Source organism: Pseudomonas karstica, assembly GCF_009707515.1.
In the GTDB taxonomy this organism is placed as follows: domain Bacteria; phylum Pseudomonadota; class Gammaproteobacteria; order Pseudomonadales; family Pseudomonadaceae; genus Aquipseudomonas; species Aquipseudomonas karstica.
On the sequence record NZ_WLYI01000007.1, the window covers coordinates 24,176 to 39,666 of the forward strand.

The following is a 15,491-nucleotide window of genomic DNA, read 5'->3' on the forward strand; positions in this document are numbered from 1 at the left end:
TGGATAAAGCCTGCTCCATGGCTGACACAGGTAGGGCAATGACGATTTCTCGACGAGGCTTCATCGCGGGCCTGGCACTGACCGGCGCGGCAGTGCCAGCCGCCTATTACGCCCACCGTCAATTGACGCTACCGGACGAGCCTATTACGCCGGGTGAGGCCACGGTGGAGCTGCCGGACACGGCTGGCCAGCAGATGGCCAATACCCTGCGGGGTGTCTGGGATATTCGTCTCGAAGGGCGCGATGCCGGGCTTGATGGTGTGCCTCTCGAGGGGTTGGAACTGCTGCTCGACGTGGCTGCGCGCGGGCGTGGAATACGTGGTTATCTGGACCATGCCGAGGTGCTGCGCTCAGGCACGGCGCCTCGCTATGAGGTGCTGGGCGACATGGCTGACGTCAAGCAAGGGCAAATCAGTTGGCGGCTGGTGGACAACCATGGCGCAATGACGCGTTATCAGTTTGTGGCGACCCTTGATGAAGTCTGGGCGGCCTTCGGCAATGCCGGCACCGCATCCCTCAGCGGTCGTGTGCTGCGTATGGATCGCGCCCTCGACTTGCCAGAGGAAGATCACCGCTTTGTGGCTATCAAGCGGTTGTTCCCCGAAGCTCGTGAGCGAGCGCCGCTCAACCCAACCCTGGAAACCTGGCTGGTTGCCCCGCAGCATCGGCTGTTTCACCAGCTGTGGCATGCCTCCCGGGACAAGTGGCACAAGCTGCCCGAAAACAAGCGTGACGCCCTGCGAGGTATCGGCTGGCAGCCGGGCCCTCGGGACCGTGAACGCGATGCTCGCGGGCCGCGCAAGGACCGCAATGGCTCGGGAGTCGATTTCTTTTTCATGCACCGGCATATGTTGAGGACGGCGCGTTCGATGCAGGATCTACCGTCCTGGCCGCGCTTTCCCTTGCCGCAGCCGGAACTTGCGCGCGATCGCTTGGGGTTTATTCGTTACTTCGATAATTACGACGGTTTTTCGGTGCCGCCGACCTGGGTTTCTTCCGGGGATGACACCTTTACCCAGTGGGTCAGCGATATCAAAAGTGCCGAGACGTATGGCAGCAACTTTCAGGTGTGGGAGTCGCAGTATCGGGATCCGGCTTATCTGTCGCGCATGACCTTGGGGCAGTTTGGCTCGGAAGTGGAGCTGGGGTTGCACGACTGGCTGCATATGCGCTGGGCTTCGGTTGCGCGAGATCCATCCAATGGCGCACCGGCACCATTGGCCCGTGATCCGGCGGACTTTGCCGGGCGCTGGTTTGGGCCGCAGAATGATTTTCTCGGGGACCCGTTTTCATCTCATGTGAACCCGGTGTTCTGGCATTTTCATGGGTGGATTGATGATCGGGTCGAGGATTGGTTTCGCGCCCATGAGCGGTTTCACTCCGGTGAGGTTCAGCGCCTTGAGGTGAATGGGGTGCCATGGTTTGCGCCAGGGCGCTGGGTGGAAGTGGGTGATCCGTGGTTGGGGCCGGACACCCATGGGTGCAGTACCACGCCGGGGTTGCAGGAGGGGCGCTCGATGGAGATGGACCCGGAGACGATGAAGTTGGCGTTGCGGATTACCTTTGGGGATGAAGAAACGGTCAAGAGTCTGTTTCGCAAGGTGCCACGGCGGCCGTGGTATGCGCGGCACTTGAAGGTTTAGGCGGTGGGGCCTGTTCGGTAAAACGTCTTTTGTCAGCCGTTGCCGTAGGTCGAGGTTAGTAGTTGGACTTTAAATAATGTAACAATGATGGGTTCAGATCTCTTTCATTATGGGCGCGAACTCAATTCGGCGTTATGGATTATGCTTTCGAATCAACTCCTCTACCTGTTGTATGGCGACAAGACGGTTTACCGGCACGAAGCAAAATTCAGCATTTTGTCGGCGCTGCGCCACAGGAAGGATCCCGCCAGTTTCACCATTACCGTGATGACGGATCAACCGGATGAGTTTCGTGGCTGGCCGGTGACCGTGCTGGCTCTTGATGCTGAAACGCTCGATGCCTGGCAAGGAAACGGTGGTTATCATCATCGACGTAAGGCCTGCGCTATCCAGGCCGGTGTTCAGTTGGCCAACAAGACCATATTCATCGATACCGACACTGTCTTCCTCAAGGACCCCTCCGAGCTTTTCGGGAGGGTCACCGATGCCCAGTTCCTGATGGATGAGCTTGAGTGGGACTGGGCTGAAGGCTCTCAGCGTTCGGAGTACCGCGCATTTGCCGAGGAAATGGTCCTCAGGAATCAGGCGCCGGCGCCATCCCTGAAGCTCTTCAACAGCGGGATCTGTGGGATGACCAAGGCCAACGCAGGCATTCTTGAAGGCGCTATTGGCCTGATTGACCAATGGGCTCACCATGGCGCAACACTGATAACCATTGAGCAAATTGCAATGTCCTTCATGCTGGACGGGAGAAAGGTCGTCGAAGCCAAGGACTGTATCAATCACTACTTTTCGGTGAAGCGCTTCCACCATGCAATGTTCAACGTGTTTTTTGACGAAAACGGTGAAGCCTATCGCGATGGCCTGCCACAAATGACGCATTCGGTTCCAAACTACCTTCCCAGGAACTCGATCTTTAACAGATTGCGCTTGAAGTGGACATTCAAGGATCAAAGCGAGGCCTCCCGAAAGGTTGCCAAGTTCTATCTTTTGGGCAAGCAAGCAAAACAGTGCGTCTACCTTAAAGCCTGCAGGCTGCTCTGGTGGGAGAAAGCGATTGAAGAGCTGAAGGTGTTGAAGCCCGCCGGCAAGACGCTTGTAAAGCTGCGTTCGCTGTGGCACGCAGACGCTGAATTCCTGAGCTTCGCAAAGGAGCAGGGCGCAGAGGTAGGGTGATTGCCCTGTGGCGAACTACAGCATTCGCCACCCACCCCCAAGTGCCTTGTACAAGGCAACGCTCGCCTGTATCCGCGCCAAGCGCAGTTGCACATTCAAATCTTGCGCTGCATACAAAGTCCGTTGTGTTTCCAGTACCGTCAGCCAATCCTCCGCCCCGGCTTCATAACGGCTTTGAGCTATCTCAAACGCGGCCTGTGCCTGCCGCAACTCCTCGCCTTGCCACTGGCGCTGCTGGTCCAGTCCGGTAATGCTGCTCAGTGCCTTCTCTACATCGGCAAACCCGTTAACAATCGACCCACGATAAACTTCGAGCAACTCTTCCTGCCGTGCTGTGGCTCGATCCCGCTCCGCGCCCAGGCGACCGTTATTGAAGACCGGCCCCACCAATCCCGAAGTGAGGGTGTAGAACGGGCTGCGCAACACATCCGCCACCGTGCTCGACCCTGTCCCCAACGACGCCCCCAGGGTCACTGTCGGCAACATCGCCGCCCGGGCCACGCTGACATCGGCTCGTGCCGCCGCCAGTTGCGCCTCGGCGCGGGCAATGTCGGGGCGACGGCGCAACAGTTCGCTGGGGACCCCGGCGTCGATGCTCGGCCAAGTCAGGGCCTGGAAACCCTCGGTACCCAGGTTCAGCGCCTGCACCGGCTGGCCCAGCAGGGCGGCCAGGGTGATTCGGGACTCCTCGGCCAATTGTTGAATCAGCGGCAGTTGCCGTTGCTGGCTGGCCACCAGGCTTTTCTGCTGGGCCAGTTCCAGGGCGGTGGCTGAGCCCGCGTCGTAGCGGGTTTGCACCAGGCCCAGGACGTTGCGTGCGTTGGCCAGGTTCAGTTCGGCAATCTGCCTGCGTTGTAGCGCCGACAAGGCCTGTGCATAGCGGTCGGCGACGTTGCTGAGCAAGGTCAGTTCTACTGTGGCTTGATCAAACTCACTGGCGCGCACGCTCTGCAGTGCGCTGTCGCGGGCGGCCGCGCGGCCACCCCAGAAGTCCACTTCATAGCTGGCCGTGAGATTGGCGCTGTAGCTGTTGAGGGTGCTGCTGGTGTCAGACGTATCGGAGGTGCTACTGCCGCTGATGCGTTTCTGGCGGTTGGCCTTGAGGTTCAAACCCAGCTCCGGCAACAGCGGCGCCCCGGCAATCACGGCGCTGGCCTGGGCCTGGCGCACCCGGGCCATGGCGGCCGCCACGTCGTAGCTGTCGCGGCGGGCCTGGTCGATCAGGCGGTTCAGTTGCAGGCTGCCAAACTGTGTCCACCATTGCGTGTTAGTGGACTGGTTTGCCTGGCGCTCGGCGAATTGCCAGGCTGCAGGCGGCGCGATGCTGGTCTCGGAAGACGGTGCGGTGCCGGTGCAGGCGTTGAGCAGTAGGCACAGGCTGAGCAGGGACAGGTGTGAGCTCATGGATCGTTTATTCACTGGTCAACGCCTTTACCGGATCAAGCTGGGCGGCTTTGCGGGCTGGCATGAAGCCGAACACCACGCCGGTGACCAGTGCACAGCAAAAGGCACCGAGCACTGCCGCCAGGGAAAATTGCACCGCCACTTCGGCGAGTATCAGTACACCGCCCACCATCATGGCCAGGGCGACACCACACAGGCCGCCGACCACCGAAAGCATCACGGCTTCGGTGAGGAACTGGCGCAGGATGTCCCGTTGACGAGCGCCGGTGGCCATGCGGATGCCGATTTCCCGGGTGCGTTCGCGTACGGTCATCAACATGATATTCATCACGCCGATCCCGCCCACCAGCAAGGAAATGGCGGCAATCGAGCCGAGCATCAGCGACAGGGTATTCTGCGTGCGGGCCTCGGCCTGGATCATTGCCGCGTAGTTGGTCACCACGAAATCTCGCCGGCCGCTGTGCAAGCTCAACATCAATTCGTCGATGGCCTGTTCGGTCTGTTTGACTTGAGAGGCGTCGGCGGCCGCGATGGCCACGTACTGCGGGTCCTGGCTGCCGAACAGGCGAATGCTGGCGGCGGAGTAGGGCACGGCAATCCGGTCGTCGCTGTCCTGGTCGCCGGAGCTGGCGCCTTTTTCCTGGAGCACGCCGATGACTTGGAACGGGACGTTCTCGATCAGGATGTATTGGCCGATAGGGTCGCTGAAATCCTTGAGCAACTTGTCCCGTACTTTCTTGCCGATCACCGCCACGGCGGTGGCGCTGTCTTCGTCAGTCTGGGTGAAGTAGCTGCCCTCGACCACGGGCCAATTGAAGATTTCCGGGAAATTGATGCCGTTGCCACCGACATAACTGGCGTGGTCGGCATTGCCAAAGCGCACCGTGGCCTGGGCACCATTGACCGGCATGATCATTTTGACCTGGGGCAACATGGCCACGGCGGCGACATCGGTCAGGCTGACGATACCCCGGGGCGCCCGCGGGCTGGGGGACTGGCCGCTGAGGTAGAGAATGTTCGAGCCAAACGCCCCCATCTGCGCCATGACCTGGCGTTTACTGCCTTCGCCGACGGCCAGCATCACCACCACCGAGGCCACGCCAATGACAATGCCCAGCAGCGTCAGCGCGGTACGGAAGCGGTTGATCCACATCACGCGCCAGGCCGCGTGTACGGCGTCCACCAACTCGCCTTTCCAGGCGCCGTTGTGCTCGCTGCCATCCGCCAGGCGCTGGCGCAGGTCGACGGCTTGCAGGGCGTCGGTGTTGGCGCTGTGTTGCACTTGTGGGTTGTTGGCCGCGGTGTCGCTGATGATCAGGCCGTCGCGAATCTCGATGACGCGCTTGGCCCGTGCCGCGACTTCGCGGTCGTGGGTAATCAGGATTACCACATGGCCTTGGGCAGCCAGTTCGTCCAGCAGCGCCATGACTTCGGCGCCGCTGTGGCTGTCGAGGGCCCCGGTGGGCTCGTCGGCAAGAATGATGTGGCCACCGTTCATCAAGGCGCGGGCAATCGACACCCGTTGTTGCTGGCCTCCGGACAATTGATGCGGGCGATTGCCGGTACGCTCGCCCAGGCCCAGGCGTTCCAGCAGGGCGGTGGCCCGGGCGTGGCGCTCGGCGACGGGAGTGCCGGCATAGATGGCCGGCATCTCGACGTTTTCCCGGGCCGACGCGGCAGGGATCAGGTGGTATCCCTGGAACACGAAGCCGAAGGCCTCGCGTCGTAGCCAGGCCAGTTCGTCACTGTCCAGTTGTGCGACGTTTTCCCCGGCAAACAGGTACTCGCCGCTGGTGGGTCGGTCGAGACAGCCGAGGATATTCATCAAGGTTGATTTGCCGGAACCGGAGGCCCCGACAATGGCGACAAACTCGCCCGCGTGGATCGACATATCAATCCCGCGCAGTACCTCCACCAGCGGCGCATCGCCACCGCCGTAGGACTTTCGAATGCCCGACAGGGTGATCAAGGGCGTTTGCATTCAACCTCCGCTATGGGCGGTGGGGCCGATCAGCAGGTGTTCGCCTTCGGCGAGCCCTTCAAGCACCTGGGTCCGCAGCCGATCGCTGAGGCCGGTGCGTACCTGACGCTGTTCGATATCGCCATTTCTGGCCACCACCCGTGCCTGTTGCCGGTCGACCCCAATAGCGCCCTTGAAGGCAGCGACCGGTGCGGTCAAGACGTTTTGCACACGGCCAGCGACGAAGAACACCTGAGTGGTCATTTCGGCCATCAGCGCGTGATCCGGGTTATCTACATCCAGCAGCACGGTGTACAGCACCACGCGCCCGCTCCCGCTTTTACTGCTGCTGGCGGGGCTGCCGCTGCCCTGGCTGGCCTCGTTGAGGGGCTTGGGCGGTACCGGCAGTATCTGCCGCACGGTGCTGGTCCAGCGTCGGGTTCCGCCACTGAGGGTGGTGAAGTAGGCGTGCATGCCGGGTTTGACGTGGCCAATATCGGCTTCGGACACCTCGGCCCAGACGGTCATCGGTGACAGCTTGGCGATGCGCAGGATCAAGGGAGTCTGTTGCTGGGCATTGAGGGTCTGGCCTTCCCGGGCATCCACCGCCACCACGGTACCGCTCATGGGCGCGTAAATGCGGGTGTAGCCAAGCTCTGCTTCATCGCTGCGCAAGCTGGCCCGGGCCTGGCGGATCTGCGCCTGGAACATGTCGACCCTGGCCCGGGTAGCGCTCAGTTCGGCCTTGGCGGTTTGCACGTCCTCTTCACGGGTAGCGTTTCGTGCCGCGAGCTTTTGCTGGCGCTGGTACTTCTGCCGTGCCAGTTCATGCTGGGCCCGCTGCTCCTGCAACTGGGCCTGCAGGTTTTCGATGGCGTAGCGGCTGGCGTCCAGTTTGGCCTTTTGGGTGGACGGGTCGATCTCCACCAGCAGTTGGCCTTCCTTGACCTCGTCGCCTGCCTCTACATGGATTTGCTGGATCTGCCCGGACGCCTGGGCACCGACGTCAACGTAGCGTCGCGGTTGCAGGGTACCCAGGGCGGTGACGCTGCTTTCGATATCGCCACGGGTCACGGTGACGGTCGCCAGGTTGTCCCGGCCCGGTGGCAGGACCTGCCAGGCGGCGAGGGCGATAACAGGGACCAGGCACGTAATGACAAGCAGGGCGCGTCGGGCGGGTCGAGGACGTTGCATGCTTAGGTTCCAGCCAGGAAAAATCGGGCCGCAGGTGCGGGAAGCTGCAAGGTAAACGAGAAAAATGCCCGGCGATTTAGGCTGTTACATATGTGGTTACAGGTGTCGCAGAGAAATAAATGGGCCGTTGATACAAGTCTTCTTTAAAACTAGATGAGAATTACTATAAATTACACGTATTCAAACTGCCATCATCGGGACGTGTCCTGGAATCGGTTGCGGTCTTTGCACTCAAAGAGGTAATGCCGCCCTGCAGGCGGTCGGGAGCCCTGTTGGAAAACTACTATCGCGAGCTGGTGTGTTTCCTTAACGCCAAGCTGGGCAACCGTCAGGTGGCCGAGGATGTGGTGCATGACGCTTATGTGCGAGTGCTGGAGCGTGCCAGCGATACACCGATTGAGCAGCCCCGGGCCTTCCTTTATCGCACAGCCCTGAACCTGGTGATCGACGGCCACCGGCGCAATGCACTGCGCCAAGTGGAACCCCTGGACGTGCTGGATAACGAGGAGCGCTTCTCCACGGTCTCCCCTCAGGCCTGCCTGGATCACGGCCAACGCCTGGATATGCTGGAGCGTGCCTTGGCGCAGTTGCCGGCGGCCTGTCGTGACAGTTTCCTGCTGCGCAAGCTGGAAGGCTTGTCTCACCAGGAAATCGCCGAGCGCCTGGGTATTTCCCGCAGCCTGGTGGAAAAGCACATCGTCAATGCCATGAAGCATTGTCGGGGGCGGATGCGTGAGTGGGACGCGCACTGATCGCCTTGCGGCTAAATTTTGTTTGGTTGTCCTCGTTTCCTATCAACACACGACCTGGTGTTCCAGTGTCCTGTCTCTTGAATGCGATCCTTTTTTGACGAGACAAGACACTCGCGGCAGGTCTCTGAGCTTTCCTGCCCCATTGCCACGGGGCTTATCCAGAGGACACTGGAATGACACAGGCTATTGCATCGCCCGCGGTTCACGACCTGATTGGTATCGGTTTCGGCCCCTCGAACCTGGCGCTGGCCATCGCCCTGCAAGAGCGTGAGAAGGCCCAAGGCAAACTGGATGTGCTGTTTCTCGACAAGCAGGTCGACTACCGCTGGCACGGCAATACCCTGGTCACCCAGAGTGAATTGCAGATTTCCTTTCTCAAGGATCTGGTCACCCTGCGCAACCCCACCAGCCCGTACTCCTTCGTCAACTACCTCAAGGCCCATGGTCGCCTGGTGGACTTCATCAACCTGGGCACCTTCTATCCCTGCCGCATGGAGTACAACGACTACCTGCGCTGGGTCAGCGGGCAGTTCCAGGCGCAAAGCCGCTACGGTGAGGAAGTGTTGGCCATCGAGCCGATCCTGCATCAGCAGCAGGTCGAGGCACTGCGGGTGATTTCCCGCAATACCCAGGGTGAGCAACTGGTGCGCACCGCCCGCTCGGTGGTAGTCAGCGCTGGCGGTACACCGCGTATTCCGCCTGCGTTCAAGGGCCTCAAGGACGATGGCCGAGTGTTCCATCACTCCCAGTACCTGGCTCGTATGAGCCAGCAGCCTTGTGTTGAAGGCCGGCCGATGCGCATCGCGATTATCGGCGCAGGCCAGAGCGCGGCCGAGGCTTTTATCGATCTCAATGACAGCTTCCCGTCAGTACAGGTCGATATGATCCTGCGGGGCTCGGCCCTCAAGCCCGCCGATGACAGCCCGTTCGTCAACGAAGTGTTCTCGCCGGAGTTCACCGACCTGGTGTTCCAGCAGGCCAACAGCGAGCGTGAACGCCTGGTCAACGAGTACCACAACACCAATTACTCAGTGGTAGACCTGGACTTGATCGAGCGTATCTACGGCATTTTCTATCGCCAGAAGGTCTCGGGTATCGCCCGTCACGCTTTCCGTACCCTGACCACGGTGGAGAAGGCTGGTGCCAGCGCCTTGGGTGTCGAGTTGACCCTACGCAATAACGCCACCGGGGAAACCAGCCTCAACCATTACGATGCAGTGGTATTGGCCACAGGGTACGAGCGGCAGATGCATCGCCAGTTGCTGGCGCCGCTGCAGGAATACCTGGGTGATTTCGACGTCAGCCGGGATTACCGGGTGGCGACGGATGAGCGCTGTAAGGCGGGCATCTACATGCAGGGCTTCAGCCAAGCCAGTCATGGCTTGAGCGATACCTTGTTGTCGATCCTGCCGATCCGGGCGGATGAGATCGCTGCGTCTTTGTATGAGCATGACCGCAACAGAGGGCAGGGCAGGACGGTACGGGATGTATTACTCGCTGCCAGTTGAGCAATTGTAGCTGCCGTCGGGGCCGCTTCGCAGCCCATCGCAGGCTCGTGCCTCGACAGCGGCTACGACTCATTATTTTTCTGTGTAAATTTTCCTACGGTTTACTCTCCATAAAACGGGGCGTAAGCTTCGCGCGTTTTCATCAATAGCGGAGACCCTCAGTGGGTACTTGTTGGAGTGACAGTTGTCGGCCGGTTTCGGTAACCGGCACCTACTTGGCAAGATAACGCGCATTTTTCCGTGCCGTTGTCTCGCCAAAAAGCGAGAAGCGGCATTCCTATCACGGCCAGTCCTGGCCTGTGTCCGTTGCCCTCTCATCGACGCTGAACAGTACGTGATGCCATGCATTGCGCTACTACATACACGCCTGTCGTTTGTGCCAGGCGGGCTTCTGCTGTCGTGCCTGCGACGCTCTTGAGTTTGTGCGAGCGAGAACTGGGTGCCCCTGGTTCTTACACTATTTGTTGCAGTGTTAAAAAGAGTTTTCCATGCAAGCAATCAACAACATCAACCTCAATTCCCTGGTCGACACTCTGGTCAGCCTCAGTGCCGCGTTCATCCTCGGCGGGCTGATCGGGTTTGAACGTCAATACCGCCAGCGTACTGCTGGGTTGCGCACCAACGTGCTGGTGGCGGTGGGAGCGGCGATTTTTGTCGACATGGCCAACCGCCTGGGCGGTGCGGAAGGTGCGGTACGGGTTATCGCCTATGTGGTCTCGGGTATCGGCTTTCTCGGTGCCGGCGTGATCATGCGTGAAGAAGGCAATGTGCGCGGCCTGAATACGGCCGCCACTCTGTGGGCCTCCGCGGCCGTGGGCGCCTGTGCCGGTGCCGACCTGATTCTCGAAGCGTTGTTGGGCACGCTGTTTATCCTGGCGGCCAATACCTTGTTGCGCCCGATCGTCAACAACATCAACCGCCAGCCGTTGGATGTGGTGTCTGCGGAGGTCACCAACATCCTCTACGTAATCGCTCACCGTACCCAGCAAAAGGCCGTACTGGCTTTGCTGGAGGCGGAGCTGGCGCGCTGCAACTACCCGGCCAGTGACGTCGACGTGCGGCCTTTCGGTAGCGATGAGGTGGAAATCGAGGCAGTCCTGGCCGTGACCTCGGTGGATGGTGACGAATTGGATGCCCTGGTTTCCCGTATCTCGACATCGCATCTAGTAGTGCAGGCCTTCTGGAGCCCGAGCACCACCGAATAATCCGTGATCCCTGCCATGCCTTAATGGGGATAAATCCTACGCTATCGTAGGAGTTCCCCTTCATCCGAAAGCTGCATCCATTGTTAATGTGGCGCGATTGAGCCTCGTCTGGGCTGGAAGCGGTGTGCTTTCAATAGGACAGGGCCGACCTGATCTGGTTTTCCTTGGCGCCAGGCAGCCCCGTTCGTTGGAACTGCCATTTCTCACAGATAGATAGGCTCTGTTTGATGTGTAAGGGGGTTGGCGCCTTGATGAAGTCATCAAGCCGTCAGTGATGGAATCAATAAGGTGTGGTGTCTTCCCAGGGGAGTCGCATGAGCAAAGCATTAATAGTTGATGATCATCCATTTATTCGCGCAACGGTCAGGTACTTGTTGAGGCAGGAAGGTTTCGACAAGAGCGACATTTTCGAAGCAGGCAATGGCGCTGATGCCATGCAGATAGCCAGGGAAAAACGACCAGACCTGATCATTCTCGACTTGACCATGCCGAAGCTGGGAGGCCTTGAGGTGATCAACCGAATCAAGGCAATGGGCTTGCCCTGCAAGATTCTGGTGCTGACATCCTATATGGCGGTGTTTTTTTCTACCCGCTGCATGCGCGCCGGTGCCATGGGGTTTGTGGCCAAGACCGGCGAATTGGATGAGCTGCAAAAAGCCATCAAGGCCGTCATGTCCAACTACAGTTGCTTTCCCAGCTTGCCTACCAGTTCGGTACGTCGGGACGATTTGCAATCCACCGAGATGGAGCTGGTGGCCGCGCTCTCGGATCGCGAACTGACGGTGCTGCAGAAACTGGCCCTGGGCCTGGGTAACAAAGAAATCGCCGAAGATATGCTGCTTAGCCACAAGACCATCAGTACTTATAAAACCCGATTGAAGGAGAAGCTGCGGATGTCATCCGTGGTGCACTTGTCCAAGTTCGCCCAGCGCAATCATCTGATCTGATCGAGTGAACATCTTGCGACGTAGGTGGCTGCCAGCGATGGTGTTGCTGGCTGCCCTGTGCACCGTGGGCCCGGCCTTGGCCGAGCCCACGACGTTGAAATTGTTGGGCCGGTCCAGTGTCGAGGATTACAAGGTCAACCTGGATGAGGCGGACTGGCGCTGGCTGAGAGAGAAAGATCGCCTGCAACTGGGTATTTCTTCTCCCGACTATGCGCCGTTCAATATCACCATCCAGGGCCGCTATGGCCTGGAGCTGGAAGGACTGACCGCCGATTATGCGGCCCTGGTGGGGCAGTTGTTACACCTTGATATTGTGGTGCTTTGCTACGACTCGCGCACCGAGTTGTTGCAAGCCTTGAAGAACGGCCAAGTTGACCTGGTGGGCACGGCCAACGGTTTTGAGGCGGCGGATCCGGAACTGGCGATGACCCAGGCCTATGCCCAGGACCAGCCGGTGTTGGCTGATCGCAACCTGGGGCCCAACGCGTTGATGCCGGGCCTGGCCGCAAAACGTATTGCGATGCTCTATCACTACCGACCTCCAGAGCAGGTGCGCAGGTTTTACCCCAAGGCGCACTTGCAGCTCTATCCTTCGACACTGAGTGCCTTGGGCGCAGTGGCGTTCGGTCAAGCGGATGTTTACCTGGGGGACTCCATCAGTGCCAACTATCTGATCAACAAGAACTACCTGAACAATGTGAAGATGGTTGATTTCTCTGAAATGGAACTCAACAGCTTTGGTTTTGCCGTAGCGGCCGGCGACCAGCCCTTACTGCGCATCGTCAACCGTGCCCTGGCCGCGATCCCGGAAAACGAACGGGTGGCTATTCTACGGCGCTGGAGTGCGGGCGGTGTCAGTATGGTGGGCACCCAGTCACTGCACTTCAGCAAGGCCGAACAGCACTGGATCAAGGCGCATCCCCAGATCAAAGTGGTGATCAACGAGGGTTATTTACCGCTGTCGTTTTTTGATGGAGAAGGGCGCTTCAGTGGTATCAGCGCTGATGTCCTGGCCAGGGTCAGCCTGCGTACCGGTTTGACATTCGATGTCCAGCAAGCAGAGTCGGTGGAGGAGATGGTCCAGCGGGTGGCCACCGGCAAAGCGGACATGGTAGCTGCCATCACCTCGAGCATGGAGCGCGAAGAGCAATTGCGTTTTGCCCGTCCCTACCTGACCAACCCCTTTGTGCTGATCAGTCGTAACACCCGCAGCAGCCCGGATACACTGGATGACATGACGGGTAAACGTCTGGCCCTGATCCAGGGCAACCGCTTGACTGACTACATCACCGACTATTTTCCGCATGTTCAATTGGTACCGGCACAGGATGCGGCACACGCCATGGCCCTGGTTGCCCATGGTGATGTGGATGCCGCCGTCAACTCGCTGATCAGTGCCCGGTACATGATCTCTCGTGAGTACCGAGACCGATTGCACATTACCAGCACTGTGGGTACGGAACCTGCGGGCATCTCTTTTGGCGTGGGGCGTGGGGCGCTGGAGTTATATTCGATTCTGGACAAGGCGCTGCTAAGCATTTCACCGGAAGAAATGGACGAGTTGACCAATCGTTGGCGCAGTGACGTGGTGGTTGAAGACAGCTATTGGCGGCGCTATCGGGCTACGATTATCCAGGGCTTCGCGTTGGCCGGGTTGCTCTTGGTGGTGACCCTGGGTTGGGCCATTTACCTGCGCAGCCTGATTCGCAAGCGTGCCCAGGCCGAGCGGGCATTGAGTGATCAGATGCGCTTTATGAGTGTGCTGATCGACGGCACGCCCCATCCGATTTATGTCCGTGATCGCCTGGGGCGGTTGATGGCGTGTAACAGCGCTTACCTGGATGTGTTCGGTTTCAAGCTCGAGGACGTGATCGGCAAGAGCGTGGTCGAGACGAATACCGGCAATCTTCCCCAGGCCCAGGCCTACCATGATGACTACCTGCGATTGATGGAAATAGGTGAGCCGCAGATATGTGATCGCGTGCTCAAGGCCCCTGGGGGCGTGACCCTGACTATTTACCACTGGATGCTGCCCTACCGTGACGGTGATGAAAACGTGGTGGGCATGATTGCTGGCTGGGTGGATGTCAGTGAACGGCAGCAATTGCTGGGCCAGCTGCAGGAAGCCAAGGAGGGGGCCGATGCGGCCAACCGAGCGAAGACAACCTTTCTGGCGACCATGAGCCATGAAATCCGCACGCCCATGAACGCGGTGATCGGCATGATTGAGTTGGCCTTGAAAAATGCCGAACAGGGGCGAGTCGACCGTGATGCGCTGGAAGTGGCCTCCGATGCATCGCGGGGCATGCTGGAGTTGATCGGCGACATCCTCGATATCGCTCGCATCGAATCCGGCCACCTGTCCTTGACCCTGGAACCTTCAAGCTTGCGGCAGTTGCTGGAGTCGGTGAGCCGGATTTTCGAGGGGCTGGCCCGCGCCAAGGGACTGCTGCTACGGGTGGACCTGGACACGCGAATTGATCGTCATGTACTGATTGATCCGATGCGTTTCAAACAGGTGGTGTCCAACCTGTTGAGCAACGCGATCAAGTTCACCGACACCGGCCAGGTACGGCTCAGGGCTGACGTAACGCCCGCCGCGAATAACGGCTACCTGAACCTGAGCCTGAGCGTTGAGGACACCGGGATTGGTATCTGCAGCGAGGATCAGTCCCGTTTGTTCAGCCCGTTTATCCAAGGCCGCAATACCGAGCAGTCGGCACGCAGCGGTTCCGGCCTGGGGTTGGTGATCAGCCGCAGCTTGTGCCAGATGATGGGCGGGCAATTGCAACTGAGCAGCGTGCTCGGGCAGGGCACGCGGGTTGATGTCAGGTTGTCCCTGGCCATTGCGGCATCCGCACCTGCCTCGGTCGCACAGGTAGCATTGGGCACGCCTGTGGCGCATGCGCTGAGTATTCTGATAGTGGACGATTATCCCGCCAATCGTCTGCTGCTGGCCCGGCAATTGAATTTTCTGGGGCACCGAATTACCACCGCCGAGGACGGGGCTGAGGGTTTTGAACGTTGGCAGGCGGGACCCTTTGATGTGGTCATCACCGATTGCAATATGCCACTTAAAGATGGTTATGAGTTGGCCCGGGAAATTCGTTGCCAAGAGCGGGAGAGGAACATGGCCCAGTGCCTGTTGCTGGGGTTTACTGCCAACGCTCAACCCGAAGAAACCGAGCGTTGCCTGCGGGCCGGAATGGACGGCTGCCTGTTTAAACCCACCGGTCTTGAAGACTTGCACGCTGCATTGGCAGGCCGTACCGCCAGCCCCTCCGTGGCTGAGCCTGGCATACCGGCAAACACGCCGGGCTTTTGCTTGAGCACGCTGATGAAACTCACAGGTGGCAATGCCGAGGAGATTGAAGAACTGTTGGCGCCGCTGCTCGATAGCCTTGCGGCAGACCGGGTGCAACTGGCAGCCCTGCAGTCCGAGGCTGAGTTTTCCAAGCTGCATGACCTGGCGCATAGAACCAAAGGGGGCGCGTGCATGGTCAAGGCTCAGGCACTGATTACCTGTTGTGAAGCATTGGAAGCCGTCTGCGAACGGCGATCCGGTGACGGGTTGGCTGCAGCTGTCGAAGGGGTGGGCGAGGCCATTGATCATCTGCGGTGCGCCTTATCCACTTATTGCAAGCAGGATTGACCGACGCTCGGCCATTGTCGACAGTTGTTCGGGATGTTTGGGATACGTCC

10 protein-coding genes are annotated in these 15,491 nt (G+C 59.5%); 7 read left to right on the top strand and 3 right to left on the bottom strand.

What is annotated here, in order from left to right:
- Window positions 1-38 precede the first annotated feature (38 nt).
- Together pvdP and GIR22_RS07015 are read left to right on the top strand one after the other, a co-directional pair.
- Window positions 39-1,643: a pyoverdine maturation tyrosinase PvdP gene (gene pvdP, locus GIR22_RS07010; RefSeq protein ID WP_154742626.1), complete on the top strand. Its 1,605-nt coding sequence runs from the start codon at window positions 39-41 to the stop codon at window positions 1,641-1,643.
- Window positions 1,644-1,730: 87 nt separating this feature from the next.
- Entirely contained in the window at window positions 1,731-2,819 is a 1,089-nt protein-coding gene (locus GIR22_RS07015) for a hypothetical protein (RefSeq protein ID WP_154742627.1), read from the top strand.
- A 15-nt stretch (window positions 2,820-2,834) separates the two neighbouring features.
- On the opposite strand, the gene GIR22_RS07020 is transcribed toward GIR22_RS07015, so the two are convergent.
- From GIR22_RS07020 to GIR22_RS07030, 3 genes are read right to left on the bottom strand one after another with little or no spacing between them, the layout of a single operon-like run.
- Complete coding sequence (locus GIR22_RS07020) at window positions 2,835-4,223, bottom strand: efflux transporter outer membrane subunit (RefSeq protein WP_154742734.1); 1,389 nt, start codon at window positions 4,221-4,223, stop codon at window positions 2,835-2,837.
- A 7-nt stretch (window positions 4,224-4,230) separates the two neighbouring features.
- Window positions 4,231-6,204, bottom strand: a complete 1,974-nt coding sequence (locus GIR22_RS07025) for a MacB family efflux pump subunit (protein WP_154742628.1) — start codon at window positions 6,202-6,204, stop codon at window positions 4,231-4,233.
- Window positions 6,205-7,377: an efflux RND transporter periplasmic adaptor subunit gene (locus tag GIR22_RS07030; protein ID WP_154742629.1), complete on the bottom strand. Its 1,173-nt coding sequence runs from the start codon at window positions 7,375-7,377 to the stop codon at window positions 6,205-6,207. It lies immediately after the preceding gene.
- A 269-nt stretch (window positions 7,378-7,646) separates the two neighbouring features.
- Here GIR22_RS07030 and GIR22_RS07035 point away from each other — a divergent pair, with 269 nt between their 5' ends.
- From GIR22_RS07035 to GIR22_RS07055, 5 genes are all read left to right on the top strand, one after another.
- A complete protein-coding gene (locus GIR22_RS07035) occupies window positions 7,647-8,129 on the top strand; it encodes a sigma-70 family RNA polymerase sigma factor (protein ID WP_154742735.1) in 483 nt (160 codons plus the stop codon).
- Window positions 8,130-8,302: 173 nt separating this feature from the next.
- Window positions 8,303-9,637 carry a lysine N(6)-hydroxylase/L-ornithine N(5)-oxygenase family protein gene (locus tag GIR22_RS07040; RefSeq protein WP_154742630.1) on the top strand — a complete coding sequence of 445 codons (1,335 nt, stop codon included), beginning with the start codon at window positions 8,303-8,305 and terminating at the stop codon, window positions 9,635-9,637.
- A 488-nt stretch (window positions 9,638-10,125) separates the two neighbouring features.
- Complete coding sequence (locus GIR22_RS07045) at window positions 10,126-10,842, top strand: MgtC/SapB family protein (RefSeq protein WP_154742631.1); 717 nt, start codon at window positions 10,126-10,128, stop codon at window positions 10,840-10,842.
- A gap of 314 nt (window positions 10,843-11,156) precedes the next feature.
- Window positions 11,157-11,789, top strand: coding sequence for a response regulator transcription factor (locus GIR22_RS07050; RefSeq protein WP_154742632.1), 633 nt, complete (start codon window positions 11,157-11,159; stop codon window positions 11,787-11,789).
- Window positions 11,790-11,826: 37 nt separating this feature from the next.
- A complete protein-coding gene (locus tag GIR22_RS07055; protein ID WP_154742736.1) occupies window positions 11,827-15,441 on the top strand; it encodes a transporter substrate-binding domain-containing protein in 3,615 nt (1,204 codons plus the stop codon).
- The last annotated feature ends 50 nt before the right edge of the window (window positions 15,442-15,491 follow it).

Excerpts from the sequence above, each read along its gene's own strand:
- pvdP (WP_154742626.1), top strand. The coding sequence starts at position 39 with ATGACGATTTCTCGACGAGGCTTCATCGCGGGCCTGGCACTGACCGGC.
- GIR22_RS07015 (WP_154742627.1), top strand. The coding sequence starts at position 1,731 with ATGGGTTCAGATCTCTTTCATTATGGGCGCGAACTCAATTCGGCGTTA.
- GIR22_RS07020 (WP_154742734.1), bottom strand. The coding sequence starts at position 4,223 with ATGAGCTCACACCTGTCCCTGCTCAGCCTGTGCCTACTGCTCAACGCC.
- GIR22_RS07025 (WP_154742628.1), bottom strand. The coding sequence starts at position 6,204 with ATGCAAACGCCCTTGATCACCCTGTCGGGCATTCGAAAGTCCTACGGC.
- GIR22_RS07030 (WP_154742629.1), bottom strand. The coding sequence starts at position 7,377 with ATGCAACGTCCTCGACCCGCCCGACGCGCCCTGCTTGTCATTACGTGC.
- GIR22_RS07040 (WP_154742630.1), top strand. The coding sequence starts at position 8,303 with ATGACACAGGCTATTGCATCGCCCGCGGTTCACGACCTGATTGGTATC.
- GIR22_RS07045 (WP_154742631.1), top strand. The coding sequence starts at position 10,126 with ATGCAAGCAATCAACAACATCAACCTCAATTCCCTGGTCGACACTCTG.
- GIR22_RS07050 (WP_154742632.1), top strand. The coding sequence starts at position 11,157 with ATGAGCAAAGCATTAATAGTTGATGATCATCCATTTATTCGCGCAACG.
- GIR22_RS07055 (WP_154742736.1), top strand. The coding sequence starts at position 11,827 with ATGGTGTTGCTGGCTGCCCTGTGCACCGTGGGCCCGGCCTTGGCCGAG.